The following is a 26,578-nucleotide window of genomic DNA, read 5'->3' as shown; positions in this document are numbered from 1 at the left end:
GTCAGGCAGGCTCCATCAAAGAGGCGGCGCGTTTCCGCGCCTCAGCATCGACGATCAGCACATCGTCAAGGCAGCGCGGCTGCGGAGGCAGGTCGCGCTGAAGGGTTTCTTCGGCCACTGCAGCAATGCGGGTGAATGCGATCTGACCGGCCAGAAAAGCCGCCACCGCCACTTCATTGGCGGCATTGAGCACGGCCGGGGCAGAGCCGCCCTGGGCCACGGCTTCGCGCGCCAGACGGGTGGCGGGGAAGCGATCCTCGTCCGGGGCGAAGAAACTCAGTTGCCCAATTGCGGGCAAATCCAGCGGCGCCAGTGGGGTATCCATCCGCTGCGGCCAGGCCAGGCAGGAGGCGATGGGCACGCGCATGTCTGACGGGCCAAGCTGCGCCAGCGTCGAGCCATCGCGATATTCGACCATGGAATGCACCACGCTCTGCGGGTGGATCACGATCTTGAGCTTGTCCAGCCCGACCGGAAACAGATGATATGCCTCGATAAATTCAAGGCCCTTGTTCATCATGGTCGCCGAATCGACGCTGATCTTGGCGCCCATGCTCCAATTGGGATGAGCGACGGCCTGCGCCGGGGTGGCCTGCGACAATTGTTCGGTCGACCAGCAGCGAAACGGCCCACCGCTGGCGGTCAGCGTGATCGAGCGAACGTCGGCGAGATCATTGCCGGCCAAGCACTGGAAGATGGCATTGTGTTCTGAATCAGTGGGCAAAAGTGTCGCGCCATGCTGAGCGACCGCTGCGGTCAGCACATCCCCGGCTGACACCAGCGCTTCCTTGTTGGCCAGCGCGATGGCCCCGCCCTGCTCGACAGCGGCCATGACCGGGGCCAGACCGGCGCAGCCGACGATCGCGGCCACGGTGATATCCACAGGCCGCGCGGCTGCGTCGCACAGCGCCTGGCCCCCGCCTGCGCACGCCGTACCCCCGCCCGCAAGCGCATCGCGCAGTTCCGGCAGACAGGTTTCATCGGCAACCACAGCGATCTCGGCATCGAATTCGCGCGCCAGCCGGGCCAGTTCGGCAGCCTGGCAATTGGCCGTCAGCGCCACGACTTTCCAGCTGGAACGGTCGCGCCGGATCAGATCCAGTGTCGAGGCGCCGATCGATCCCGTCGCGCCCAATATGGTGATGCTGCGAACCGTCACAGGCCGTAGCCGCCGGTAGCCCAGGTGACGACCATGGCAACGAAGGCAACCGCCATCAGCCCATCGAGCCGATCATACAGGCCGCCATGGCCGGGCAGCAGCCGGCCCGAATCCTTGACCCCCGCGCGCCGCTTCATCCAGCTTTCGAAGAAATCCCCGGCCTGGGCGACCACCGCCAGCACCGCGCCGAAGGCCAGCCAGCGGGCCAGGATCAGCCCGTCGATCCCGCCGACCATCGCGGAGGCGGCATAGCCGCCGAACACCGCCGCCGACGCACACATGCCGCCGGCAAGCCCGGCCCAGGTCTTGGACGGGCTGATCGAGGGGGCAATCTTGGGCCCGCCGATGGAACGGCCGGCGAAATAAGCGCCCACATCGGTTGCCACCACGCCCAGGATCATCAGCAGCACCTGGGTGGAGGCGACACCGTCATGGCCGCCCATCGCCAGCGTCTGCCCGGCAATGGCGATGTAGGCGAAGCCAATCACCAGCCAGCCGCCGCGCGACAGCGGCCCCCGGGCGAAGGCGAACACCAATTGCGCCCATTCCCACAGCACGCCCAGCGACAGCACAAGCACGAAGGCCGCCCACCACGGCCGGCCGATCCAATAGGCCGAGCCGGCCACGGCCAGCATGATGGCGGCCGTGACCGTGCGCTTCACCAGATCGACAGAGCGCCCGCCGGCCAGAATATTACCGTCCGCCATAGCGCCGATCCCTGTTTGCAAAGCTGTCCAGCGCCTGCTGCAGATGTTCGGGCGTAAAATCCGGCCACAACACATCGGTGAACCACATTTCCGCATAGGCGGCCTGCCACAGCAGGAAATTGGACAGGCGCACCTCTCCGCTGGTGCGGATCAGCAGATCGAGCGGCGGCAGATCGGCGGTGTCGAGATGGGCGGCGATCGTTTCCGCGGTAATCGGCCCTGCGGCAGCGGCCAGCGCGGCGGCGCGGGCGATTTCCTGCTGCGATCCGTAGTTCAGCGCCACGGCGACCGTGCGGCGCCCCTTGGCGGTGCGAACCAGCGCATCGTCGATCATCTCGACCAGATCGGGTTCCAGCGCCTTGTAATCGCCGATGATTCGCAGGCGCACATCATTGGCGATGAATTCGGGCAAATCCGCCTTGATGAAGCGACGCATCAGCCCCATCAGATCGGAGATTTCCTCTTCCGGCCGTTTCCAGTTTTCCGACGAGAAGGCGTAAAGGGTGATGCAGTCGATCCCCATCGGTTCCAGCGCGCGGATCAGCCGGCGAACCGCCTCCACCCCGCGCTGATGGCCGAGCATGCGCGGCAGCATGCGCTTCTTCGCCCAGCGGCCATTGCCATCCATGATGACGGCAATATGGCGCGCGCCATGGCCGCTGCCCCCTGCAGCCGTGGCCCGGGAACCGGTTGCGCTGACTGCGCGCTGCCCCTTCTTCTCCCCGACATCATTGGCTGCCGGGGAGCACGCCTGATCGTTCACTGCTGGAGGATTTCCTTTTCCTTGGCTTCGGTGACACTGTCCGTTTCAGCCACGAAACGATCGGTCAGCTTCTGGACGTCTTCTTCCATCCGCTTGCGATCGTCTTCGGAGATTTCCTTCTTCTTTTCGTCTTCCTTGAGCGCTTCCATGCCATCGCGGCGCACATTGCGGATCGCAACCTTGGCCTTTTCCGCATATTGCCCGGCAAGCTTTGCCAATTCCTTGCGGCGTTCCTGGGTAAGATCCGGCAGGGGCAGGCGCAGGGTCTGACCGTCGATCATCGGATTGAGGCCCAGATTGGCGTGGGCAATACCCTTTTCCACGGGGATCACATTGGAACGGTCCCACACCTGCACGCTGAGCATGCGCGGTTCGGGAGCGGACACCGTGGCCACCTGGTTGAGCGGCATCATCGCGCCATAGACCTCAACCACCACCGGATCGAGCAGCGCCACATTGGCGCGGCCGGTGCGCAGGCCGGACAGATCGCCCTTCAGGCTTTCCACTGCGCCATTCATGCGCCGTTCGATATCGGCCTTGTCGTATTTTGCCATGATCAGGCTTCCTTCTGCACTATTGTCTGAACGCCTTCACCGGCGAGCACCTTGGCAAGATTGCCCTTTTCGCGGATCGAAAATACCACGATCGGGATCTCGTTGTCGCGGCACAGCGCCACAGCGGCGGCATCCATGACCTTGAGGTTGTCAGCCAGAACCCGGTCGTAACTGACCTTGTCGAACCGGACGGCTGTGGGATCCTTCTTCGGATCGGCGTTGTAGACGCCATCCACGCTGGTGCCCTTGAGCAGGGCATCGCATTTCATTTCCGCCGCACGCAGCGCGGCGCCGCTGTCGGTGGTGAAATAGGGGCTGCCGACACCGGCGGCAAAAATCACCACGCGCCCTTTTTCCAGATGGCGTTCCGCGCGGCGGCGGATCACGGGTTCGCACACCGTATCCATCTGCACGGCCGATTGTACGCGGGTGTGAACACCCAGCTGTTCCAGCGCGTTCTGCATCGCCAGCGCGTTCATGACCGTTGCCAGCATACCCATGTAATCGGCCTGCGCCCGGTCCATGCCCTGGGCCGCGCCGGCCATGCCACGGAAAATATTGCCGCCGCCAATGACGAGGCAGATTTCCAGCCCCGAATCCTTGGCTGCCTTAACTTCCTTCGCCAGTTCCGCCACGAATGCCGGATCAATCCCGAACTGCTGATCCCCCATGAGCACTTCGCCGGAAAGTTTGAGCAGGACGCGCTTGACGCGGGGCAAGGACATAGGGCGAAAATCTTTCGGTTGGGGCAGGATGGCGGCCCTTATAGAGCGCGCGGACGCGGTGCCAAGTATCAAGGCAGGCCGTTGATGCGGACAGGTGACCGGTTTGCCTCTCCGCTTGCCCAATGCGCCGCCTCGACGCAGATTGCGGGCCGAACCAAACAGGGAAAGACACGCTTTGCCACGCCTTATCGATCCGCCGTTCCGGGCCGGCGGCTGCGCCATTGCCATGGCAATGCTGGCCGCGCCGCTTTGCGCCCAATCCGTCACGTCGCCTGCCGCATCGCCTGCGCTGGTGCGCGAACGGATGGTGGACGGAATGATCGACCAGACGGCGGAGGCCAAGGCCCTGCCTGCCGCAACCCGTGCCGCCCTGTTCCAGGCGGCCGGCATGGAGCGATTGGCGGATGGGCGATGGACCCGCTGCACCGACGACGACACGGGCGGTTCGCAGGGGCTGGTGGCACTGTACCAGGATCTGAACGGCGATGGGCGCCCCGAAGCCGTGGTGCGCGATGAAGGGATTTTCTGCAACGGCCACGCAGGCACCAGCTCGATAGTGCTGAGCCAGCGGACCGATGGATCATGGGCCACGCTGTACAGAAATCAGGGCTATGTCAGCTTCCTCGCCAGCAGGGGGCAGGACGATTATCCCGATATCGAGGCCGGGCTACCGGGCCTCTGCTTTCCCTATTTCCGCTGGAACGGGCAGACCTATCAGCTGATCGCCAAGCTGGACAATGACGGGCAGGCCTGCGACCCGAACTGATCGCAACATACCCATGCGATCGGCCAATCCCCTTCCCCGCCGGATCAGGCTTATCCTCATGCTGATCGTCCTGATCGCGGTGGCGGTGCTGGCCAAAGCCTGGCACGACACCATGGCGCCGCCGATCGTGCAGCGGCAGCAATTGCCGCTGCTGCCCCCCGGTGAAGCGCCAATCCGCATCGCCTTGCTGGCCGATATCCATGTTGCCGGGCCGGACATGCCGCCTTCCCGGCTGGAAACCATCGTCGCACAGGTCAATGCGCTGAAGCCCGATCTGGTGTTGATCGCCGGCGATATGGTCAGCGACAAACGCACCGCGACCCACCATTATTCGACCGCGCAAGCCATTGCCCCGCTGGCCGCGCTGCAGCCCACCATCGCCACCGTGGCCGTGCCCGGCAATCACGATCACTGGCGCGACATGGCCGGTGTGCGCAGCGCGCTGCAACAGAACGGCGTGATCCTGCTGGAAAATGCCGCCACCCGCTTCGGCCCGCTGACCATCGGCGGGCTGGATGATGATTTCACCGGGCAGGCCGATCTGCCGGCAACTGTGCAGGCCATGGCCGCACTGGGCGGGGTGCCCATCATGCTGAGCCACAGCCCCGATCCCTTTCCGGACCTGCCGCCATCCATCCGGCTGATGCTGGCGGGCCATACGCATTGCGGGCAGATCGGATACCCATGGGGCGGCTCACCTGCGACCATGTCCCGCTATGGCGATCTTTATGCCTGCGGCCTGGTCCGCGAACAGGGCCGCACCCTGATCACCAGCGCCGGGATGGGCACCAGCGTGCTGCCGATACGCCTGTTCACCCGGCCGGAAATCTGGCTGATCGATATCACCCCCGCCCCCGGCAAATGAGGGGCAGCGCATAAAGAAAAAGCCCGCCGGACACGAAGTCCGGCGGGCTTTTCATGTTCGGTTGAACCGAAAATCAGCCAGCAACAGCAGCGGCGACTTCTGCCGCGAAATCCGTCACTTCCTTTTCGATGCCTTCGCCGAGCTGGAAGCGGACATAGTCCTTCAGCACGATGGAGGTGCCAGCAGCCTTGCCGGCCTGGGCAACGACGTCCGCAATCGCGGTCTTGTTGTCCATCACGAACAACTGGCTGAGCAGCGCGTTTTCCTTGGCGAACTTCTTCACCGCGCCATCGACCATCTTTTCCTGCACGTCGGCCGGCTTGCCGCTTTCGGCAGCCTTTTCGGCGGCGATCTTGCGTTCGCGCGCGATCACTTCGGCGTCGAGCGAATCAGCGTCGAGCGCCTGCGGGAATGCGGCGGCGATGTGCATCGCCAGCTGCTTGCCCAGCGGTTCCAGCACGTCGGCACCGGCTTCGCTTTCCAGCGCGACGAGCACGCCGATCTTGCCGAGGCCCGGAGCCTGCGCATTGTGCATGTAGGGAATGACCAGGCCCTGTGCGACCGAGACATTCTTGATGCGGCGGATCTGCTGGTTTTCACCAATGGTGGCGACATTGTCGGTCAGCTTGTCGCTGACGGTGCCGCCATCGGGGTAAGCAGCCGACTTCAGCGCGTCGACGTCGTTCGAGCCGAGCGTCAGGGCCACTTCGGTCGCCTTGCGCACGAAATCCTGGAACTGTTCGTTCTTGGCAACGAAGTCCGTTTCCGAGTTCACTTCCACGGCAACGCCCTGGGTGCCCGAAACAGCCACGCCGACCAGACCTTCTGCGGCGGTACGGCTGGACTTCTTCTGCGCGGTGGCGAGGCCCTTGGCGCGCAGTGCGTCAACAGCAGCTTCGATATCGCCATTGGTTTCTTCGAGCGCCTTCTTGGCGTCCATCATGCCCGCGCCGGTCTTTTCACGGAGCGTCTTCACGTCAGCGGCGGTAAAAGCTGCCATTGTCCTAATCCTCTTTGAATTCATGCGATCGCCGGGCCCTGTCGCGGAATACCCGTCTCAAGACCCGGCGCGCTAAAGCGAAAATGTGACGCCGGGCTTACGCCTCGGCAGCGACGGGCTCGCTCGTGGCCACGGTTTCTTCCGGCGGCAGATCCAGCGCGCCGATGTCGGTGCCCGAATCGACCACGCCTTCGGTGTGGCCCTTGGTCGCAGCCGCCGCGATCGCATCGCAGTACAGGCGGATCGCGCGGCTGGCGTCGTCATTGCCCGGGACCGGGAAGGCGATGCCATTGGGATCGACGTTGGTATCCAGAATGGCGACCACGGGGATGCCAAGCACATTGGCTTCCTTGATGGCCAGTTCTTCCTTGTTGGCATCGATCACGAACATCACGTCCGGAATGCCGCCCATGTCGCGGATGCCGCCCAGCGACAGTTCCAGCTTGTCCTTTTCACGGGTCAGCTGAAGAACTTCCTTCTTGGTCAGGCCGACCGTATTGCTCGACAGCTGTTCTTCCAGCGTCTTGAGGCGCTTGATCGAACCGGAAATAGTCTTCCAGTTGGTCAGCATGCCACCCAGCCAGCGGTGGTTGACGAAGTGCTGACCGCAGGCGCGTGCGGCCTGGGCGATCGGTTCCTGTGCCTGACGCTTGGTGCCGACGAACAGCACCTTGCCGCCCGAGCGCACGGTTGCGGACACGAATTCCAGCGCACGGGCCATCAGCGGCACGCTCTGCGACAGATCGATGATGTGAACGCCATTGCGCGCGCCGAAGATGTACGGCTTCATGCGCGGGTTCCAGCGGTGGGTCTGGTGGCCGAAATGCGCGCCGGCTTCGATCAATTGCTGCATGGAGACGGTGGGTACCGCCATAGATAATTCCTTTCCGGTTGCTGCCTCTGGAAAGCGGGGAACCGACCGCGGAGATCCCGCAGCGGCACCGGTGTGTGTGCCTTCCATGTGGATTTGCCGAACCGAACAACCCCGGTATGGGATTGCGTTCGAAACGACAGGGCGCGCCCTTAGCGCGGGAAGAGGGAAAAAGCCACCCTCAATTGAAAGGGCATCTGGACCGCCTGATTGCATGCGACGGCACGCGATGTTCCGCTTGACAGATTGGAACAAATAGGGAACAAGTCGTTAACGGCGGAACAAGGATTGCGTTGCGCAGTTATCCACAATGCATCCACGGTTGTGGATAAGCAAGGAGCGACCCCATGCTGACAGTTGTTTTGTCGATCCTTTTCGGTGTCGCCGCATTCATATCCGGCGCCGTGATCCTGCAGTCAGCGGCCCTGGGCTTGCGGTACTGGAAGGCGATTTCGGCACAGATGGAACGCGAACGGATCAGCAGCCGGCCCGCCCGGGTGACGCGCGCGCCCCTTGGCGCGCGCAGCCCGGTTCGCCGGATTGTGCGCCAGCAGGCGATCAATCGCGAGCCTGCGCCGCTCTTTGCCGTTTGACGCGGCCATAAGAGATTATCGACCAGGGCATCAGCGCCAGATAGACGATGCAGATTGCTGCCAGCGTCCACCAGGGCTCTGTCAGCAGTGCCGCAAACACCAGGCCCGCCAAGGCGATTGCTTCCAGCCGGATGTTTCGCCGTGGGCGGATCGAACCCCAGCTCAGGGTCGCCAGGTTGGAAATCATCAGGAAGGCGATAAACGCCAGCCACAGCGCCACGACCAGCGGTTCCCGAAAGATCGGTTCCTGCGTGGCAACCCAGAGATAAAGCGGCAGGAATGCCAGCCCTGCCCCCACCGGTGCCGGAACACCGGTAAGGAAACCGGCGGATTTGTGCGGCTGTTCATCCACGTCGATCTGCGCGTTGAAGCGCGCCAGCCGCAAGGCGCAGCAGATCGCGAACGCCAGCGCGGCGAACCAGCCGAAACGTGGCAGATCCTGCAAGGACCAGAGAAACAGCACCAGCGCCGGCGCCGTACCGAAGCTGAGCGAATCGGCCAGGCTGTCCAGTTCCGCGCCAAAGCGCGACTGCGCCTTGAGCAGACGGGCAATCCGGCCATCGATGCCATCGAGCATGCCGGCCAGGATGATGGCGAACGCGGCCCGTTCCCACTGATCATCAATCGCGAAACGAATGCCGGTCAGCCCGGAACACAGCGCGGCTGCGGTTATCGCATTGGGCAGCACTGCACGCAGGGCCAGCCCGCGCCCGATCCGGCCCGCAGGCACCTCCCCCTCATCCGCCTTGGGCCCGAAGCGATCACGATCGGTCTGGTGCGAATCGGCGGTGCCACGCGGGTCATGCCCGCCATCAGGAAAATTCGTCACTGGCTGACCCCTTCGATCAAGCCCGCCTGGCCGATGCGCGCCAGCACCGTTTCCCCAGCGATCGTTCTTTGCCCCAGCAATACGGTGGGCTCGGTCCCCTGCGGCAGATAGACATCCACCCGGCTGCCGAACCGGATCAGACCGATCCGCTGGCCGGCGGCCATGGTATCACCCACCTTGACGAAAGGGACGATCCGCCGGGCCACGAGCCCGGCAATCTGGGTGAATCCTACCAGGGTGCCATCGACCCGTTCGACCATCATGTGCTGGCGTTCGTTCTCGTCGCTGGCCTTGTCGAGATCGGCGTTCATGAAACGACCGGGAATATAGACCACACGGCGCACGGTTCCGGCCACCGGGGTGCGGTTGATGTGCACGTCGAACACCGACATGAAAATCGAAATGCGCGTGACCGGCCCCGCCCCGAGCCCGGCGCTGTTGGCATCGGCCGCCTGCAGTTCCACCGGCGGCGGGACCTGCGCGATCATCGTCACGAGCCCATCGGCCGGGGAGATCAGCAGATCATTGCCCAGCGGCACGACGCGTTCGGGATCACGGAAGAAGGCGAACACCCCGACAGCCAGCGCCAGCAGCGGCCAGCCGACCACGTTCCAGCCCAGCAACAGCAGCACAGCCAGCGCAACGCCGGCGGCAATCAGGCCGAACTTTCGTCCTTCAGGGTGGACTGCAGGCCATTGCCATTCGGCATCACCCCGCCCTCGGTTGTCGCGTAAATCTCCGGCCATGCCCATTCTCTAGGGCTTCACCCCCAGCACGACAAGCGTCACCGCCGATATGTTGCGAAAGGGTTGCAACGCGCGCCTCCGACCAGAGGTACTGATCCGGAGCGGGAGGGCGCGATGGTGGACAGGGCTGGATTCGAACCAGCGTACGCTTGCACGGGCAGATTTACAGTCTGCTGCCTTTAACCACTCGGCCACCTGTCCACCGGAACGCCGGTTGCGGAAAAATCCGCTTTGTGCCGGGAAACCAAAGGCTCCCCACCGGCCGAGAGGCGCCCCAATGGCGAAGCGATGCTTGCCTGTCAATGGCCTGACTGGCAGGAGGCGCAGGAATTTGAGGATCACCATGGCAAGACAAAATGACAAACGTGCGCTGCGTGGCCGCGCAGGAAGAATGCAGGGCGGACGCGGATCCGGCCGGGCCAGTACGGGCAATGTTCGCCTGTGGGGGCGGCATGCGGTGGAAGCCGCGCTGAAGAATCCTGACCGGATTCATCGCAAGTTGTGGGCCACGCGGGAAGGAATCGCGTCGCTGGACGGCGAATTGCCCGACGATTTTCCTGTGGAATACGCAGACGCCGCCGATCTTGGCCGACTCGTAGCGCGCGACGCGCCACATCAGGGGCTGGTGCTGGAATGCGCGCCGCTGGACGATGTTCATCTGGCCGATGTGATCGACGGCGATGCCGACCGGCCGGTGGTGGTGCTCGACCAGGTGACCGATCCGCACAATGTCGGCGCGATTTTGCGCTCTGCCGCCGCCTTTGGCGCAGCGGCGGTGGTCACGCAGGACCGCCATGCACCGCCCGAAAGCGGTGTGGTGGCCAAATCCGCATCCGGCGCGATGGAAATCGTGCCCTGGGTGCGCGTGGTCAATCTGTCCCGCGCGCTAGAGGAACTGGCCGAGGCCGGATATTGGCGACTTGGCCTGGCCGGTGAAGCCGAAGCGGTTTTTGCCGAAGCCCTGCCCACCGGGCCGGTGGCGCTGGTGCTGGGCGCCGAAGGCGAAGGCCTGCGCCAGAATGTGGCGAGCCATTGCGATGCGCTGGCCCGCCTGCCGATCGGCGAAGCGATGGAAAGCCTCAATGTCTCCAATGCGGCAGCGATCGCCCTTTACGCCGTTGCTGCGCGCACCGAATAAGGCCGGAACGGTGCAAAGAAAAAGGGGCCGCCCGGCATGTCCGGAGCGGCCCCTTTTTTCATGATCCCCTGCCCTGCGGCAGGATGGACCCCATGGGTCAGTTGACGGAGTCCTTGAGCCCCTTGCCGGCCTTGAACTTCGGCTGGGTCGATGCCTTGATCGCCATGGGTTCGCCGGTACGCGGATTGCGACCGGTCGATGCCTTGCGCTTGGCCACCGAGAAAGTGCCGAAACCTACCAGACGGACTTCATCACCCTTGGCAAGGGCAGCGGTAATGGAATCGAACACGCTTTCGACGGCCTTGGTGGCATCATTGCGCGTCAGGCCACTCGTCTCCGCGACGGCGCCGATCAATTCGTTCTTGTTCATCTAGGTCGAACCCCCTCGCTCTGTGTTACGGCGTGTAGAAGACTGCCGCCGCTTGGTGCGCGGAAGAGAGCGAGTTTTGACTGCCCTGTCTAGGGCCAAGGGCGCGAGGCACGGCAAATCGAGGAGAATTCTGGCCTATTCGCGACAAAATGCTGACATGCCGCGCCGACAGGAAGCCATTTGCCCCTGCAACGGTCACGTTTCGGCCTGATTCGCTGCATTGCAGCAGAATCAGGCCATACATCAATGCGCTACGCCAGAGCCGGTTTCACCCGACACCTGCTGCGGCGCCGGCTGGCTGGCCAGATCGTCCGCCTCGCTCCAGTCGATCGGGCTCAAACGGGCCGTCAAGGCCCGTTCCAGCACCTGATCGACATGGTTGACCGGCACGATTTCGAGCCCTTCCTTCACATTGTTTGGGATCTCGGCCAGATCCTTCACATTTTCTTCCGGGATCAGCACGGTGCGGATGCCGCCGCGCAATGCCGCGAGCAGTTTTTCCTTGAGCCCGCCAATCGCCAGCACGCGACCCCGCAGGGTCACTTCACCCGTCATCGCGATGTCGGGACGAACGGCAATGCCCGTCAGTGACGACACGATCGAAGTGACCATGCCGATGCCGGCGCTCGGTCCATCCTTGGGCACGGCCCCTTCGGGCAGATGGATATGGATGTTGCGCCGCTGGATCAGCGAAGGCTTGATACCATAGGCCGGTGCCCGCGCCTTCACGAAGCTGAAGGCGGCCTGCACGCTCTCATTCATTACCTCCCCCAGCTTGCCGGTGGTGCGAACTTCGCCCTTGCCCGGGGTCGTGACGCTTTCGATGGTCAGCAATTCGCCGCCCACCTCAGTCCAGGCCAGGCCGGTCACGGCACCGATCTGCGCCTCTTCATCCGAAACGCCGTGACGGAATTTGCGCACGCCGGCGAAATCGCCGAGATTGTCGGGCGTCACGGTGACGCTCTTGACCTTGCCTTCGAGAATCTGCCGCAGGCTCTTGCGTGCCAGCCGGGCGATTTCCCGCTCCAGCGTCCGCACGCCCGCTTCGCGCGTGTAATAACGGATCAGATCGCGCAGCCCTTCTTCGGTCAGGAAGAATTCATCGCGCTTCAGACCATGGGCCTTGATCTGCTTCTCGATCAGATGCCGCTGCGCGATTTCGACCTTTTCATCCTCGGTATAACCTTCCAGCCGGATGATCTCCATCCGGTCGAGCAGTGGCCGGGGCAGGTTGAGACTGTTGGCCGTGCAGACGAACATCACGTCGCTGAGGTCGAAATCGAGTTCGAGATAGTGATCCTGGAACTTGGCATTCTGTTCCGGGTCGAGCACCTCAAGCAGGGCAGATGCCGGATCGCCGCGGAAATCCTGCCCCAGCTTGTCGATCTCATCGAGCAGGAACAGCGGATTGCTGGCGCCGGCCTTCTTCAGATTCGACACGATCTTGCCCGGCAGAGAGCCGATATAGGTGCGCCGGTGGCCGCGGATTTCCGCTTCGTCGCGCACGCCGCCCAGCGACTGGCGGATGAATTCGCGCCCTGTCGCCTTGGCAATCGATTTGCCCAGGCTGGTCTTGCCCACGCCCGGCGGGCCAACGAGGCACAGGATCGGCCCCTTCAGCTTGTTGGTGCGGGCCTGCACCGCCAGATATTCGACGATCCGGTCCTTCACCTTGTCCAGCGCATAGTGATCCTGATCGAGCACTTCCTGCGCCTTGCCGATATCCTTCTTCAGCCGGCTTTTCTTGCCCCAGGGGAGACCCAGCAGAATATCGAGATAGTTGCGCACAACGGTGGCTTCCGCGCTCATCGGCTGCATCGAGCGCAGCTTCTTGAGTTCGGCCTGCGCCTTCGTTTTGGCGTCCTTGCTCAGTTTCAGATTGTCGATCTTGTCCTGCAGCTCGGCGATTTCATCCGCCTCACCATCATCCCCGCCGCCCAACTCGCTCTGTATCGCCTTGAGCTGTTCATTGAGGTAATATTCGCGCTGGGTCTTTTCCATCTGGCGCTTCACGCGGCCACGAATCTTGCGTTCGACCTGCTGGACGGACAGTTCGCCTTCCATCACCGAGAAGACGATTTCGAGCCGCTTGAACGGATCGTTTTCGGTCAGGATCGACTGCTTGGTCGAAACCTTGGCCGACAGATGCGATGCGATCGTATCCGCCAGGCGACCGGCATCCTCGATCCGGCTCAGATCATCCTCGACATCTTCGGGCAGTTTTTTGTTGTTCTTGGCATATTCGCCGAACTGTTCGAGCGCGGAACGCATCATGGCGGTGACTTCGTCACCTTCCACCTCGCTATCGTCCATCAATTCGGTTTCGGCGGTGATGTAATCATCGCTTTCCACCAGATCGGTCAGACGGGCGCGGGTGTGCCCTTCGACCAGCACGCGCACGGTGCCATCGGGCAGCTTGAGCAGCTGCAGCACCTGGGCCACCACGCCGACGTCGTAGAGATCGTCACGCTGCGGATCGTCACAGCTCGGATCGAGCTGGGCCAGCAGATAAATGTCCTTGTTGCCTTCCATCGCCGCTTCGAGCGCGGCCACGGATTTGTCGCGCCCCACGAACAGCGGGGCGACCATGCCAGGGAACACGACGATGTCGCGCAACGGCAGGAGGGGGAAAGAAGCCATATTCATTCGTATCCATGCATCCGGCGGTGCCCACGGCCCGCTCGCTTAGGCCGAATATGGTGTCGCTTCGGCGCGCCTGCAATGCGCGGCGCGCCGAAGCTGTGGATGCGACCCTCAGACGCCCGTCGTTTTGGTTACATGCTGTTGTTATAGGGGCGGTCCCGGAGGGCTCGGGAAGCGCGAACGCGGCTGATCGCCCCAGGCAGGCATGACCGATTTCGGGGCCTGGCCGACAGGATCTTCAAGATAGCGATCGATCTGGCGCGCCGTTTCGCGATAGAATGCTGCCGTCAGCGGATCGGCATCGGTCCGCTTGCGCAAGTCGGTGGCGAGCTGGCCAAGCTTGTCGAGTACGAAATAGCGGGCCTCCGGCGCGGCATCGGCCGCCCCGCCCAGCTTCATCATCGATTCCAGCGCGACGTTCTGTGTTACCCGCAGCAGGGCCTTGTCGCCGGCCGAGCCGGTTGCCGCCCTGCCCCATGTGGCCACCAGCACGCCATCGACCATTTCGGGGAAGCCGAGCGCATCGCTTTGTCGCACCGAGAGCGCCACCATGCGCGCCGACCGATCGGCATCGAACAGCGGTTCTATCGTCAGCGACGCGAGGATGCGGGCTGCGCGCAGCTGATCGAACAGCGGATCCTTCGACATGTCTTCGCGGTTTTCGCCCGGATCGGGGGCGAGCTGCGCCAGCAATGTTTCGGGAATGGCGAGATGGCCGGGCTCGATGGTTTTCATGAGCAGCGAGAAGATTTCGCGCTGCTGCGCGCCGGGGATGAACTCGGTCGGCGCCAAGCCGTTTTCCTTGCCCTTGAGCACGATGTTCTGGAACAGGCCGCCGATGTAACGCTGCCCCCATTCGATGGCGTAGCGTTCCTGGAGGTATACCATCCACAGGCGCATATCGCGCATGGAGCCATAGGCTTCGCCCGGCTTGAGCATGTCCGGCCCATAGCTGGCCAGCGCCACTTCGCGCACCGCAGCCGTATCGCGCAATTCGGCGATCGGGCCGTTGCTGTCCGTATACCAGGAATAACGCGGATCGCTGCCGAGCGTGAACTGCACGCCCTGTTGCCGCATTTCGCCGATCACGCCGTCGAGCCCGGCTTCCTCCTGCTCCGGCGCGAAGGGGGTATAGGCATAGCGGACCATGAAGGTGTCATAGGACCCGATCGAGGTCTGATAGGATTCGCTCAGATCGATCTTGCCATCCTTCACCCGGGCGCGGGGCACGGGGTAATGCATGACGCTGGACCGGTCATTGAGCGCCGCGTTCCAGTTGTGGCCGAAGCCGAGCGTGTGGCCCAGTTCATGGGCGGACAGCACCGCCTGGCGCAGGAAGGCCATGTCGCGCTGGCCCACGGGCATGGCGTTGAACGTGTCGGTGCTGGTCAGCGAGGGATCGGCAACGGTCAGGCCCGTGCCGTCTTCGGCCAGGCCGCCGCTGTAGATGTCGTAATAATTGCCGATGGTGCGCATGCGGTAGGTGTCCATATGCGTCTTGGACCCCAGCACTTCGCCCGTGCGCGGATCGATGAAGGCGCCGCTGGAGGAAAAGCCGCGTCCGTCGCGCTGGATCCACAACACATAGGCATAGCGGATATCCATCGGATCCATATCCGCCGGGGCATCGCGCGCCTCGATCGCATTGATGAAGCCGGCCGCTTCGAAGGATTTGTTCCACCACAGCAGCCCTTCCTTCATCGCCTGGCGGATCGGTTCGGGAGCGGCCGGATCGAAGTAATAGACGATCGGTTCGACCGGTTCGCTCATCGCGGCGGAGGGATCCTTCTTCTCCAGCCGCCAGCGCCGGACCCAGCGGGTGAAGGGGGATTCGTCGATCGGCTTGGAGAAATCCTGGAAGCCGATGGAGCTGACGCCGATGCGCGGATCGGCTTCACGCGGGACATAGCCGACCGGTGCCTTGAGGAAGGAATGGTGGATCCGCAGCGAGAAGGTATCGGGCGCGGGCATCACTTCGCTGGCGGCGCCACCGGGCGCGGTGGAGGCGAAGGTGGCGATGGTTTCGATCTCGGTGTTTTCCGGGAAGGATTTCATCACCGCCGGGGAAAAGGCGCTGCGGGTAGCATCGAAGCGGAATTCGCCCTGCCCCGACCGTTTCAGCTGCCGCGCGACATAGCCCGCGTCACGCATGAACAGCGGGGTGCCATCCACCACCACGCGACCGCCGGCGTCCGACACCACGGGCAGCACCGCAAGCACCGATGTGGGGAAGGAATCGCGCACGCCGGCCTGGGTTTCCGCCGTGCCGGCGGTGGCGCGGAAATCGAGGTTGATCTGGTTGACGACCACCTGATTGCCCGAGCGTTCGAAATGCACGACGGCGGTGTAGATGATGCCGCGATCGAAGCCGATCTCCACCGAGCCGGGATTGGTGGCGGCGGAGACATAATAGAGCACGTCTTCATTGAAGGCGGGGACTTCCAGCAGCACCTTGCCCGCGGCGGCATCCCAATAGAAGGGGACAAAGCCGTCCTTGCGTTCCAGCCCGGCGACCGAGGCGCGGGTGGCGCTGGCCTGGGCCATGGCCGGAAGGGGGGCGCCCAGCCCCAGCAAGACGGCTGCCGCGCCGGCCAGCAGGCCCGCCTGCCGCCATTGTCGCCGCGCCTGGCCGCCCGGCCGCGCTGCGTTCACTCGATCGCTCATCGCATGTCCCCTGGTTCAATCCGGTTTTCCGGTTCGGAGCCCCGACCCGACGCGCGCACTATAGCGAGAGGGGCATGATGCTTCTCACCAAAGACCGGCGCCGGATGGGTGATCACGGTCACAATCCGTCACGATCGGGGGCGATAGCGCAATTTTCAAACAGGGCGGGTAACGGCTGCGCAAGGCAGAATCGCTGCGGCGCAGCAAAGGGCCCGGCTTCGCGGGGAAGCCGGGCCCAGAGCGCGCAATCAGGCGGGTTCGCTGACGAAGCGACCGTTGCTGTAATCGTCGAACGCCTGACGGATTTCCGCTTCGCTGTTCATGACGAAGGGACCGTGACCAAAGATAGGCTCATCGATCGGTTCCCCCGTCAGCACCAGCAGCCTGGCATCGCCATCCGCATGGACCGATACATCTTGCCCGTCGCGGCTGAGCAGCAGGACCTCTGCCTCCCCGGCAGGCTCGCTGCCGTTGATGGTGACGTGGCCGGTCAGCACCACCAGCATGGCGGTGTGGCCTGCCGGCAGGGTCAGCGTGATGTCGCCATCCCGGGCGAGCTGCACATCCCACACATTGATGGGGGTGAAGGTCTTCGCCGGACCGCGCACGCCATCGATGTCCCCCGCGATGATCCGTGCGGTTCCGGCGCCATTGGGCAGATCAACGACCGGAATATCGGCCGACAGGATGCCTTGATAGGCGCCGGGCGTCATCTTGTCCTTCGCGGGCAGATTGACCCACAGCTGGACCATGCGGAACGGCCCGCCCGTGCGGGCAAAGGCCGGGGAATGATATTCCTCATGAATGATGCCGCCGCCGGCCGTCATCCACTGGACATCGCCCGGGCCGATCACCCCGCCATTGCCGGCGGAATCGCGGTGTTCGACTTCGCCATCATAGACGATCGTGACGGTTTCGAAGCCGCGATGCGGATGTTCGCCCACGCCGCGCGCGGTCTTGGTCGGGTTGAAATAATGCGGACCGGCATAATCGAGCAGCAGGAAGGGGCTGCTGTGCTGGCCAAGCGTGTTGTAGGAAAACAGCGAGCGGACGGGGAAGCCATCGCCCACCCAATGCTGCCGATCATTGCCGTAACGGCCGGTTACTGTCTTGATCATGGTTCTGTCTCCAGCGCGGTGGCGCAGACGCGCACCGCTGTTGCAGGGGAGATAGGAGCGCAACGATGACAGCGAAAGATTGCCATATCCAACGCTGCGTTCCATGGATGGAACGATGCAGGATCTCAACGACCTCTATTATTTCGCCCAGGTGGTGGAACACGGCGGCTTCGCCCCGGCCGGGCGTGCGCTGGGGATGCCCAAGTCCACGCTGAGCCGGCGGATCCAGCAATTGGAGGATCGGCTGGGCGTGCGGCTGCTCAACCGGTCTTCCCGGAGGTTCTCGGTCACCGAGATCGGGCGCGAGTTTCACCAGCGCTGCCTGGCCGTGCTGGTGGAGGCGGAGGCGGCAGAACAGGTGGTGGAGGCCGCGCAGGCTGAACCGCGCGGCGTGATCCGCATCGCCTGCCCCGTCGCGCTGCTGAATTTCCAGATGGGCGCGCTGTTGGCGCAGTTCATGGCGCGCTACCCACTGGTCACGCTGCAGCTGGAAAGCACCAACCGCACCGTCGATGTGCTGGCCGAAGGCTTCGACATCGCTATCCGCGTGCGCTTCCCGCCGCTGGCCCCGTCCGATCTGGTGATGCGGCAGCTGGACGAAAGCACGCAGTGCCTGGTCGCCAGCCCTGCCCTGCTGCCACAGGCGCTGCCCTTACCGGCGGATCTGGCCGGCTTGCCCAGCCTCGATATCGGCCCGGCGCAGGCGGAGCATCGCTGGCTGCTGCATCATGCCGATGGGCAGAGCGCCACCATCATCCACCATCCCCGGCTGGTGACGAGCGACATGGCCGCGCTGCGCGAAGCGGCGCTGGCGGGCGTGGGCGTGGTGCAATTGCCCACGACCATGGTGGAGGAGGATGTCCGCACCGGCCGGCTGATTCATGCCCTGCCGCAATGGCGCCCGCGCGCGGGGCTGGTGCACGCGGTGTTCCCGTCGCGCAGGGGCCTGTTACCATCGGTGCGGGCGCTGATCGATTTCCTGGCGCTGAGCTGTGCCGACCGGCGCCGCGCTGCGACGACCGGTCAGCCTTGATTACGCAGCGACGCGAATGCGTTCCTGCTCTGCCTTGGCGAGTTTTTCGACCAGGCGGTTGAACAGGGTGACGCCCTTGTCATGGGCGGTGGGCATGATCTGCGGGTCGAGCGTGCGATCGATCACGATCTGCTGCGCCTCGATCATCACCTTGTCTTCGGCGAAGGCCTTGCCCGCAATGCCCATCAGCATGTCGCGGAAGGCTTCATCGCCATGGCCGCGGCGCGGACCCCAGGAGAAGAAATAGCGGGAGGTCTTTTCCGTCAGCGGGGTGACCGCCTGGCTGGTGAAGGTCACGCCGCTGATCGCCTCTGCCAAATCGGGCACGCCGTAATCGCAGGCCTTGGCCGTCCCCAGCGGGAACACCCCGCCCGTCATCAGCAAGACGCCGGGGATCAGGAAGTCATAACACATGTAGCTGTCCATCGGCACCGGACTGGCGCGGGAGGAAGAGCCGCGCGAGTTTTCGATCCAGCGCTGATAGCGGATGCCGCGATCCAGCGGGGTGATCTTCGCCTGGGTGGCGGCGAATTCCGGCCCGGCGCCGAAGCTTTCGGCATGAACATAGGTCAGATGGCTGAAATCGAGCAGATTGTCGTTGATCAGCCGCGCCTCCGCCGCATAGTCCAATTGCCCGTGGCCGAGGATGAAATCGGGATCATCCAGGCCCACGGCGGGCGGGATCAGGCTTTCATCCGCCAGATCGGCCGCGCCCATCCAGACCCAGATCCAGCTGTGCCGTTCGACCACCGGATAGCTGCGCACGCGCGCACGGGACGGGATCTGTTCCTGCCCCGGAATCTCCACCACCTGCCCTTCGGGTTCATAGAGCATGCCGTGGTACATGCAGCGCAGCCGGTCCCCTTCGCATCGACCGAGCGACAGCGGTGCCAGCCGATGGACGCAGCGATCCTCCAGCGCGACCAGCCGGCCGCTTTCCCCGCGATAGATGGTCACCGGATCATCCAGAATGGTGATGGCGAACGGCGTCATCGGCGCGATCTCTTCGGACCAGGCCGCCACATACCACGCATTGCGTACGTAACTCATGGTCACGCTCCTCTATTTTCCCGTCGCCAATTGACTTTAACAGCGTTAAATTGTCAACCGGGCAGATGGGACGACGCAAGGCTGAACCGCTCGATCGCGCAATGGTGCTGGATACCGGCTTCGCCCTGCTGGCCGACGACGGGCTGGCCGGCCTGAGCATGCGGGCGCTGGCGGATCGGCTGGGCGTGCAGGCGCCGGCGCTCTATTGGCATTTCACCAGCAAGTCGGAACTGATCGGGATGATGGCGCTGGCACTGTATCATGATGCGCGCTGCGCCCCGCCCGCCGGCGGCGACTGGCAGGATTGGCTGATCAGCTATGGCCGCGCGCTGCACCAGAAACTGACCGGGCTGCGCGACGGGGCGCGACTATGCGCCATGGCCGAACCGATGCGCAGCAAGGCCAGCCTGACGGCGCCTGCCATTGCGGCGCCGCTGACCGATCGCGGGCTGGATCAGGGTTTTGCGCTGGATGCCATTGCATCGGTCACCTCGCTCGCGCTGGGATGGGCGAGTTTCGAGGCCAATGCGCCGATGCACGCGCTGCTGGACGGAATGATCGACGTCCAGCGCAGTTTCGAGCGCGGCCTGGCCGCGCTCGTTACCGGTCTTGCGGGTGGTGTCAGCCAAAACCCGGCAGGTTGAAGCCGGGGGGCAGGCCCATGCCCGACTGGATGCTCTGCATTTCGGAATTGGCGGCCTGATCGGCCTTGGCCCGCGCATCATTGAAAGCGGCGGTGATCAGATCTTCCAGAATGCCCTTGTCCGCCGGCACCATCAGGCTGTCGTCGATCGACACGCCCAGAATACGGCCCTTGGCGCTGCAGCGGATTTTCACCAGCCCGCCGCCCGATGCGCCTTCGACCTCGATCGAATCCAGCTTCACCTGGGCATCGTTCATCTGCTTCTGGATGGTTTCGGCCGCCTTCTGGGCTGCCTGCATCATTTCTTCCATCGACTTCATCATTCAATCCTCAGGCTGATTTGCTCCATTTGCGCTCTGAGCGCGGAGCCTGTTCATCTTCGACAAATTGGGCGTCGGGAAAGGCGGCCAGCGCCGCCTTGACCAGCGGCGCATTGCGAATGCGGTCCTGTTCGGCCGCAGCGGCTGCCCCGGCCTGTTCCCGCAGACTCAGCGCGCCATCATCCTCGACCCGTTCCAATTCCCATTTCTGGCCGGTCACGGCGTAGAGCGCGTCGCGCAGTTCATTGATCGGATCGCCGCCAAAGCCAGGCGCAACCGCATAGCGCAGATTGCCATGGCTGAGCGTCACCACCCGCACCCAATCGCGCATGATACTGGCGGTCAGCAGCATGCCGCGATCTTCCACCGCTTCGCACAATTCGCGCCAGTCGATCTGCACCACCGGTGCAGCAGGGGCAGCCCCACCCTCCCCCGTGGCAGCAGCAACGGGGGCAGCGGCCAGGACCATATCGCCCAATTGTCGCGCCAGCGTGCCGGGATCGGGCATATCAGCGGCATGCAGCACCCGCAGCAGCGCCATCTGCGCCGCAACCAGCGGATCGGGCGCGCCGCGCACTTCCTCATGCCCCTTCAGCAGCAATTGCCACAGCCGGTGCACCTGCCCGGCGGACAGGCGCTGCGCCCAGCCTTCGATGGCTTCGCGTTCTTCCAGCGTCGGGCTGTCGGCCTGACCGGCGACCTGGATCACGGCAATCCGGTGGACCAGTTCCATCAGGCTGCGCAGCAGCGCCAGCGGCTCCACCCCGAAGCTGTATTGCCGGTCGATTTCCTCAAGCAGGACCTGCGGCTGGCCTTCCAGCAGCGCGGCATAGAGCCGGCGCTGCGCGCCCTTGTCCGCCATGCCCAGCATGTCGCGCACGCGCTCAGCCGTGACCTTGCCGCCGGCATCATCCGCATCGAGATCGGCATGGGCAATCGCCTGATCGAGGATCGAGAGACCGTCACGCACTGAACCTTCGGCAGCGGCGGCGACCATGGCCAGCGCCTCATCTTCCGCCTCGACATCTTCCTGGCGGCAGATGCTGGCAAAATGCTGCTGCAGCACGGGCGTGGGGATGCGCCGAAGATCAAACCGCTGGGTGCGGCTGAGCACCGTGACCGGCAATTTATCGACTTCGGTGGTAGCGAACAGGAACTTCACATGTGCCGGCGGTTCCTCAAGCGTCTTGAGCAAGGCATTGAATGCATTGCGCGACAGCATGTGAACTTCGTCGATGATGTAGATCTTGTAGCGGGCCGAAACCGCCGCATAGCGGACCGCCTCGATAATTTCCCGCACGTCGTCCACGCCGGTATGGCTGGCCGCGTCCATTTCGATCACATCGATATGCCGGCCTTCGGCAATAGCCACGCAGGGTTCGCACACACCGCAGGGATCGATCGTCGGGCCGCCTTGCCCATCGGGACCGACGCAGTTCAGCGCCTTGGCAATCAGCCGGGCCGTGGAGGTTTTGCCCACCCCGCGCACACCGGTCATCAGGAAAGCATGCGCCAGCCGCCCGCGTGCGATCGCATTGGCGAGCGTGCGCACCATCGGTTCCTGGCCGATCAACTGGGAAAAGGTCTGCGGCCGGTATTTGCGTGCCAGCACGCGGTAAGGCTGCGCCGAATCGCCAGTGGGGGATAGGGCAGGCGCGGGTCGCGCTGCAGGCGCAGGTGTTGCCTGCGGTGGTGCGGCAGCAGGTTTGGGCGTGGCCGGGGAATCGGGCACGAAAGGCGGCTTGTCGTCCACCGGATCGCCAAACAGCGCCGATTGCCCTGCGGCTTCAAGCTCTGCTGCGCTGGGCTTGTCCGCCTCTTCCGGCGGAGTGCTGCCGAACATGTCGCCGGAATCATCCATGGGCGGCAAGGTAGGCATTCAGGCCAGACTTGTCATGTTTGGAAATAGGAGCCGGGCGACCCGCTGCCATCCGTTGTGGCTGCTTCCTTCCGGACCTGACCAGGTTGGCGGACGCGAACGTCCACCCGACTCCCGCGCCGCATATGGCGGCAGCGGAATGAAAATGCAACCGCCCGTCGGACCATTTCCTGTCAGCCTGTTGCGCGTGCATAAATCGTCAGATTTCCAGTGGTTGCAGGCATGACTTCACGTTCGGCGCAGATTCATCCGCACCGAATGACAGAAACCGCAATATCTGCGTTTTCAGCGCTCGCAGGCTTCGCCTGCGGTGCGCAACTCAGCGAAAATTGTCGGCGTAGGCCTGAATTTTCAGCCGCTTGGCCGGGACTTCATGCACGGTCGCGGCAATGCCGTTCTTTTCGGCATAGGCCACGGCATCTTCCCGGCTGGCAAAGTTGAGCTGCAGCTGCTGGCGTGTGTCGCCGCTGCCCGCCCAGCCCATCAGCGGATCGGGCCGCTTGGCTTCCGCCGGAACGAAATCGAGCACCCACTGCTCGGTCAATGCCTTGCCCGACTGCATGGCATTCTTCGGACGTTTGTAGATACGAGCCTGCATGGCCATGCCTTTCCCCCTAAACCGCGCGGAAATCAAGAGCGCGCGAGGGCGTTCTTGGTCTTGAGGCTCGGAACTTCGGTCCAGGGTTCATCCGGCCAGCGGTGGCGCGGGTATCTGCCCTTCATTTCCTTCTTCACATCGGCCCAGCTGCCGCGCCAGAAACCGGGCAGATCGCGGGTCGCCTGCAAGGGACGCCCGGCCGGGCTGGTCAGTTTCAGCAACAGTGGCGTATCGCCGATCAGCGGATGGCGTTCGAGCCCGAACAGCGCCTGCACCCGCACCTCGACCGAAGGGGCATCGGCACCAGCATAGTCGATAGCGTGATGGGTACCGGCGGGGCTGACGAACTCGCGCGGGGCGATCCGGTCCAGCCGCTGACGATCATCCCAATCGAGCCGAGCCAGCAACGCCTCGACCAGCTTGCCCCGGGACAAATCCAGATCCCGCCTTCCATGCAGCAGCGGCGCCAGCCATTCGGCAGCATCTGCCGCCAAGCGATCAGGCGACAGGGCCGCCAGCCGGGCAAAACCGGCCCGCGCCATCAGTTCTGGAGGGAGAATATCCCCCAGCCTTTCCACCGCCTTATCCACAAGCAGCGCGGCCATGGCATCGGGATCAGGCTTGGGATCGCTGCCGGTGGCCAAAGTGATGGCGCCCAGCCGCCGTTCCAGCCGGGCATCGATCCGATCACCGGTCCAGCGCAAAACCGAGCGACGATCCATCCGCGCGCCGAGCCATTGTTCCACTTCCTGCGCGGTCAAGCTGAGCGCGGCGGTGATACGCGGGGACTGGGCGCGCCCCTGCGCATCCCCGATTACGAGGAATTCACTGCGCGCCAGCGAAGACGCCGGATCGAGCGCATAACCCCGTCCCCCGGCCGAGAGCCAGCTTTCCCCCGAGGGATCACGCCCGCGCGCGACATTGTCCGGCAGCGCCTGCGCCAGCAGCACACCCGGCGGGGGCATGGCGTCCGTGCGCGCGACGACTACACCACTGTCCTTCAGCAGGGCCTGCGCGCGCTTCGCCCAGCCTGCGGCCAGCTTGCGCGCGGTGTCCGCACGACGGCCACGATCACCATCCCAGCGTTGCAGCCGCTGCGCCAAATCCTCCCCGCGACCGCCCAGCCCGCGTTCCTGCAGCAACAGGGCCAGCCGGGCGGCGATTTCGGCAGCGCCCGTTTGTGCGCCGAACAGCACCATAGCCGCCTGCCACGGGGCCATCGGCAGCGTGGCGATCATCCGCCCGTGCGGGGTAATCCGGCCCTCCGCATCAATGGCATCGAGCGCGGCCAGTCGATTGCGCGCGGTGGTGACGGCCGCCACCGGCGGAACATCGAGCCAGGGCAGAGAGGCGGGATCGCCCACCCCCCATTGCGCCAGCGCCAGCACCAGCGGCGCCAGATCGGCGGTCAGCATTTCGGGCGGATCGAAGGATTCGCGCCCCGGATGCGCCGCCTCTTCCCACAGGCGCCAGGCAGAGCCCGGCCCCTGGCGCGCCGCACGCCCCGCGCGCTGCGCGGCGGAGGCCTGGCTGGCGCGGGTGGTGACCAGATGGCTGGTGCCGGTGGCCGGATCGAACACCGCCCGCCGCGCCAGCCCGCTGTCCACCACCACCGAAACACCATCCAGCGTGATCGAGGTTTCGGCTATGGAGGTGGCCAGCACAATCCGCCGGCGGCCTTCGCTGTCGCGCTTGATCGCCACGCGCTGCAACGCCGGTTCGACCTGACCATGCAGCGGCAGGATCGGCACATCGGGCAGGCGTTCGACCAGCCGTTCACGGGTGCGCTCGATTTCCCCGACACCGGGCAGAAAGGCCAGGATATCGCCGCTTTCCGCCCGCCATGCGGACAGGATCGCGCTGGTCATGCTGTCTTCCAGCCGCTTTTCCGGCGCCGAGCCGCACCATTCGATATGCAGCGGATAGGCCTTGCCCGCGCTTTCGATGACCGGCGCATCGTCCCCCAGCAGCGCGGCAAAGCGCGCACCATCGATGGTGGCCGACATCACCAGCACGCGCAGATCATCACGCAGCACGGCCTGGCTTTCGAGCGCCAGCGCCAGCCCCAGATCGCTGTCGAGATGGCGTTCATGCGCTTCATCGAACAGCACGGCGGAGACACCGGGCAATTCCTGATCGGCCAGAATGCGGCTGACAAAAATTGCCTCCGTCACCACCAGAATGCGGGTGGCGGCGGATCGGCGGCTGTCCATGCGGGTCAGATAGCCGACCCTTTGCCCGACATCTTCACCCAGCAGTTCGGCGATTCGTTCGGCAGCGGCGCGGGCGGCGACCCGGCGCGGGCTGAGCAGCAGGATTTCGCCGCTGCACCAGTCTTCACCCAGCAGTGCCGGGGCGACCGCCGTGGTCTTGCCCGCACCCGGCGGGGCGATCAGCACGGCCGAATTGTGCCCGCGCAGAGCGGCGATCAGATCGGGCAGAACGGCGTGAATGGGAAGATCGGCCAAGCGCCCTACCCCTGCAAAGCTGGCGGGATCAGGCAGCCGCCGGCCACCCGATCGATCAATATCCGCGACTGACCGCGAATTGCGCGGCTTCGACCATGGCCGCACGCGCCGGGCCGTCGGGGAAGATCGAAAGCGCATCGCAGGCGCGCTGGGCATACATGCGCGCGCGTTCGCGGGTGGCGCTGACGGCGTCATGACGGCGGATCAGTTCGACCGCATGATCGAAATCTTCGTCTTCGACGCGGAAACCGGCGACGGCTTCCTGCCAGAAACGGCGTTCTTCGTCCGAACCACGGGCATAGGTCAGGATAACCGGCAAGGTCATCTTGCCTTCGCGGAAATCATCGCCCCGATCCTTGCCCATATCGGCGGTGCCGGTGTCATAATCGATCGCATCATCGACCAGCTGGAAGGCGATGCCGAGATTGCGGCCATAGGCATCCAGCGCCAGCTCTTCCGCTTCGCTGCATTCGCCCACGACGGCGGCGATGCGGCTGGCGGCGGCGAACAGGGCCGCCGTCTTGGCATCGATGATGCTGAGATAGCGTTCTTCGCTGGTTTCGACCTTACGCTGGGCAGTCAGCTGATCGACTTCGCCCTGGGCGATGACCGCACTGGCGGAGCTGAGAATGCGCAAGGCATCCAGGCTGCCGTCTTCCACCATCAGTTCGAAGGCGCGGCTGAACAGGAAATCGCCGACCAGCACGGTGGCCGGATTGCCATAGATCAGATTGGCCGCTTCCTTGCCCCGGCGGGTTTCGGAGCCGTCGACCACATCATCATGCAGCAAGGTGGCGGTGTGGATGAATTCAACCGATGCCGCCAGCTTGTGATGACGGGCGCCCCGGTAGCCGACCAGTTCGGCGCCAGCGAGCGTCAGCATCGGACGCATGCGTTTGCCACCACCGGCGATCAGATGACCGGCCAGTGCGGGGATCAGGGGAATCTCGCTCTGCATCCGGTCCAGAATGATCGCATTGACTGCTTCCATCGCAGTTGCGGTCAGATCCAGGATCGGAGAAAGCGTCGGCCCCTTTCGCGACAGCGTGACGACCTCGGCGCTCATGTTGCCGCAA

At 64.2% G+C, this 26,578-nt stretch carries 25 protein-coding genes, 1 tRNA gene and 1 other RNA gene; 6 read left to right on the top strand and 21 right to left on the bottom strand.

Features of this window, described 5'->3' with window-relative positions:
- Position 1 precedes the first annotated feature (1 nt).
- From dxr to pyrH, 5 genes are all read right to left on the bottom strand, one after another.
- Positions 2–1,159: a 1-deoxy-D-xylulose-5-phosphate reductoisomerase gene (dxr, locus tag GRI97_RS06810; RefSeq protein ID WP_161390303.1), complete on the bottom strand. Its 1,158-nt coding sequence runs from the start codon at positions 1,157–1,159 to the stop codon at positions 2–4.
- Entirely contained in the window at positions 1,156–1,866 is a 711-nt protein-coding gene (locus GRI97_RS06805; protein ID WP_161390302.1) for a phosphatidate cytidylyltransferase, read from the bottom strand. The genes dxr and GRI97_RS06805 overlap by 4 nt, the downstream gene beginning before the upstream one ends.
- A complete protein-coding gene (gene uppS / locus GRI97_RS06800; protein WP_161390859.1) occupies positions 1,853–2,494 on the bottom strand; it encodes a polyprenyl diphosphate synthase in 642 nt (213 codons plus the stop codon). Before uppS ends, GRI97_RS06805 begins: the two co-directional genes overlap by 14 nt.
- A 131-nt stretch (positions 2,495–2,625) precedes the next feature.
- On the bottom strand, positions 2,626–3,183 hold the full coding sequence (gene frr / locus GRI97_RS06795) for a ribosome recycling factor (protein WP_161390301.1): 558 nt from the start codon (positions 3,181–3,183) through the stop codon (positions 2,626–2,628).
- A 2-nt stretch (positions 3,184–3,185) separates the two neighbouring features.
- A complete protein-coding gene (gene pyrH / locus GRI97_RS06790) occupies positions 3,186–3,908 on the bottom strand; it encodes a UMP kinase (protein WP_161390300.1) in 723 nt (240 codons plus the stop codon).
- A gap of 175 nt (positions 3,909–4,083) precedes the next feature.
- Here pyrH and GRI97_RS06785 point away from each other — a divergent pair, with 175 nt between their 5' ends.
- Both GRI97_RS06785 and GRI97_RS06780 read left to right on the top strand, forming a co-directional pair.
- Positions 4,084–4,674, top strand: coding sequence for a hypothetical protein (locus tag GRI97_RS06785; protein WP_161390299.1), 591 nt, complete (start codon positions 4,084–4,086; stop codon positions 4,672–4,674).
- A 58-nt stretch (positions 4,675–4,732) separates the two neighbouring features.
- Positions 4,733–5,539 (top strand): metallophosphoesterase, encoded by an 807-nt coding sequence (locus GRI97_RS06780; RefSeq protein ID WP_235917630.1) that lies wholly within the window; start codon positions 4,733–4,735, stop codon positions 5,537–5,539.
- A gap of 73 nt (positions 5,540–5,612) precedes the next feature.
- Here the strand turns inward: GRI97_RS06780 and tsf are convergent, their stop codons facing one another.
- Together tsf and rpsB are read right to left on the bottom strand one after the other, a co-directional pair.
- The gene (tsf, locus tag GRI97_RS06775) at positions 5,613–6,539 is read right to left on the bottom strand and encodes a translation elongation factor Ts (protein WP_161390297.1); all 927 of its coding nucleotides are present in this window, start codon (positions 6,537–6,539) and stop codon (positions 5,613–5,615) included.
- Positions 6,540–6,636: 97 nt separating this feature from the next.
- Complete coding sequence (gene rpsB / locus GRI97_RS06770) at positions 6,637–7,413, bottom strand: 30S ribosomal protein S2 (protein WP_161390296.1); 777 nt, start codon at positions 7,411–7,413, stop codon at positions 6,637–6,639.
- A 344-nt stretch (positions 7,414–7,757) separates the two neighbouring features.
- Here rpsB and GRI97_RS06765 point away from each other — a divergent pair, with 344 nt between their 5' ends.
- Entirely contained in the window at positions 7,758–8,003 is a 246-nt protein-coding gene (locus tag GRI97_RS06765) for a hypothetical protein (RefSeq protein WP_161390295.1), read from the top strand.
- Here the strand turns inward: GRI97_RS06765 and GRI97_RS06760 are convergent.
- From GRI97_RS06760 to GRI97_RS06750, 3 genes are all read right to left on the bottom strand, one after another.
- On the bottom strand, positions 7,969–8,733 hold the full coding sequence (locus tag GRI97_RS06760; RefSeq protein ID WP_161390858.1) for a CDP-alcohol phosphatidyltransferase family protein: 765 nt from the start codon (positions 8,731–8,733) through the stop codon (positions 7,969–7,971). The two genes, GRI97_RS06765 and GRI97_RS06760, sit on opposite strands and share 35 nt — an antisense overlap.
- A 95-nt stretch (positions 8,734–8,828) precedes the next feature.
- On the bottom strand, positions 8,829–9,578 hold the full coding sequence (locus GRI97_RS06755; RefSeq protein ID WP_161390294.1) for a phosphatidylserine decarboxylase: 750 nt from the start codon (positions 9,576–9,578) through the stop codon (positions 8,829–8,831).
- Between the two features lie 115 nt (positions 9,579–9,693).
- Positions 9,694–9,779, bottom strand: a tRNA-Tyr gene (locus tag GRI97_RS06750).
- A gap of 190 nt (positions 9,780–9,969) precedes the next feature.
- Between GRI97_RS06750 and rlmB the strand changes: the two genes are divergently transcribed.
- The gene (rlmB, locus tag GRI97_RS06745) at positions 9,970–10,716 is read left to right on the top strand and encodes a 23S rRNA (guanosine(2251)-2'-O)-methyltransferase RlmB (RefSeq protein WP_161390293.1); all 747 of its coding nucleotides are present in this window, start codon (positions 9,970–9,972) and stop codon (positions 10,714–10,716) included.
- A 97-nt stretch (positions 10,717–10,813) separates the two neighbouring features.
- Here rlmB and GRI97_RS06740 read toward each other — a convergent pair whose 3' ends face one another.
- From GRI97_RS06740 to GRI97_RS06725, 4 genes are all read right to left on the bottom strand, one after another.
- A complete protein-coding gene (locus tag GRI97_RS06740) occupies positions 10,814–11,086 on the bottom strand; it encodes an HU family DNA-binding protein (protein WP_161390292.1) in 273 nt (90 codons plus the stop codon).
- 243 nt (positions 11,087–11,329) lie between these two features.
- Positions 11,330–13,726 (bottom strand): endopeptidase La, encoded by a 2,397-nt coding sequence (gene lon / locus GRI97_RS06735; protein WP_161390291.1) that lies wholly within the window; start codon positions 13,724–13,726, stop codon positions 11,330–11,332.
- Between the two features lie 147 nt (positions 13,727–13,873).
- Positions 13,874–16,393, bottom strand: a complete 2,520-nt coding sequence (locus tag GRI97_RS06730) for a zinc-dependent metalloprotease (protein ID WP_161390290.1) — start codon at positions 16,391–16,393, stop codon at positions 13,874–13,876.
- Between the two features lie 248 nt (positions 16,394–16,641).
- Complete coding sequence (locus GRI97_RS06725) at positions 16,642–17,511, bottom strand: pirin family protein (RefSeq protein ID WP_161390289.1); 870 nt, start codon at positions 17,509–17,511, stop codon at positions 16,642–16,644.
- 115 nt (positions 17,512–17,626) lie between these two features.
- Here GRI97_RS06725 and GRI97_RS06720 point away from each other — a divergent pair, with 115 nt between their 5' ends.
- Entirely contained in the window at positions 17,627–18,544 is a 918-nt protein-coding gene (locus tag GRI97_RS06720) for a LysR substrate-binding domain-containing protein (RefSeq protein ID WP_161390288.1), read from the top strand.
- Here GRI97_RS06720 and GRI97_RS06715 read toward each other — a convergent pair whose 3' ends face one another.
- Positions 18,545–19,594, bottom strand: coding sequence for an aromatic ring-hydroxylating dioxygenase subunit alpha (locus GRI97_RS06715; protein ID WP_161390287.1), 1,050 nt, complete (start codon positions 19,592–19,594; stop codon positions 18,545–18,547).
- Between the two features lie 65 nt (positions 19,595–19,659).
- On the opposite strand from GRI97_RS06715, the gene GRI97_RS06710 reads away from it, so the two are divergent.
- Positions 19,660–20,238: a TetR family transcriptional regulator gene (locus tag GRI97_RS06710; protein ID WP_161390286.1), complete on the top strand. Its 579-nt coding sequence runs from the start codon at positions 19,660–19,662 to the stop codon at positions 20,236–20,238.
- Here GRI97_RS06710 and GRI97_RS06705 read toward each other — a convergent pair.
- The 6 genes from GRI97_RS06705 to GRI97_RS06680 form a co-directional block, all read right to left on the bottom strand.
- Positions 20,216–20,557, bottom strand: coding sequence for a YbaB/EbfC family nucleoid-associated protein (locus tag GRI97_RS06705; protein WP_161390285.1), 342 nt, complete (start codon positions 20,555–20,557; stop codon positions 20,216–20,218). The genes GRI97_RS06710 and GRI97_RS06705 overlap by 23 nt on opposite strands.
- A gap of 10 nt (positions 20,558–20,567) precedes the next feature.
- Positions 20,568–22,418 (bottom strand): DNA polymerase III subunit gamma/tau, encoded by a 1,851-nt coding sequence (locus GRI97_RS06700; protein WP_161390284.1) that lies wholly within the window; start codon positions 22,416–22,418, stop codon positions 20,568–20,570.
- Positions 22,419–22,459: 41 nt separating this feature from the next.
- An RNA gene (gene ffs, locus GRI97_RS06695) (signal recognition particle sRNA small type) lies at positions 22,460–22,554 on the bottom strand.
- Between the two features lie 201 nt (positions 22,555–22,755).
- On the bottom strand, positions 22,756–23,034 hold the full coding sequence (locus tag GRI97_RS06690; RefSeq protein ID WP_161390857.1) for an ETC complex I subunit: 279 nt from the start codon (positions 23,032–23,034) through the stop codon (positions 22,756–22,758).
- Between the two features lie 32 nt (positions 23,035–23,066).
- A complete protein-coding gene (gene hrpB / locus GRI97_RS06685; RefSeq protein WP_235917629.1) occupies positions 23,067–25,502 on the bottom strand; it encodes an ATP-dependent helicase HrpB in 2,436 nt (811 codons plus the stop codon).
- Between the two features lie 55 nt (positions 25,503–25,557).
- On the bottom strand, positions 25,558–26,568 hold the full coding sequence (locus GRI97_RS06680) for a polyprenyl synthetase family protein (protein ID WP_161390282.1): 1,011 nt from the start codon (positions 26,566–26,568) through the stop codon (positions 25,558–25,560).
- Positions 26,569–26,578 lie beyond the last annotated feature (10 nt).

This window comes from Croceibacterium xixiisoli (genome assembly GCF_009827305.1).
Taxonomy (GTDB): Bacteria; Pseudomonadota; Alphaproteobacteria; order Sphingomonadales; family Sphingomonadaceae; genus Croceibacterium_C; species Croceibacterium_C xixiisoli.
The sequence above is the reverse complement of the archived record's forward strand: the minus strand, read 5'-3'. Positions and strand labels throughout refer to the sequence as shown.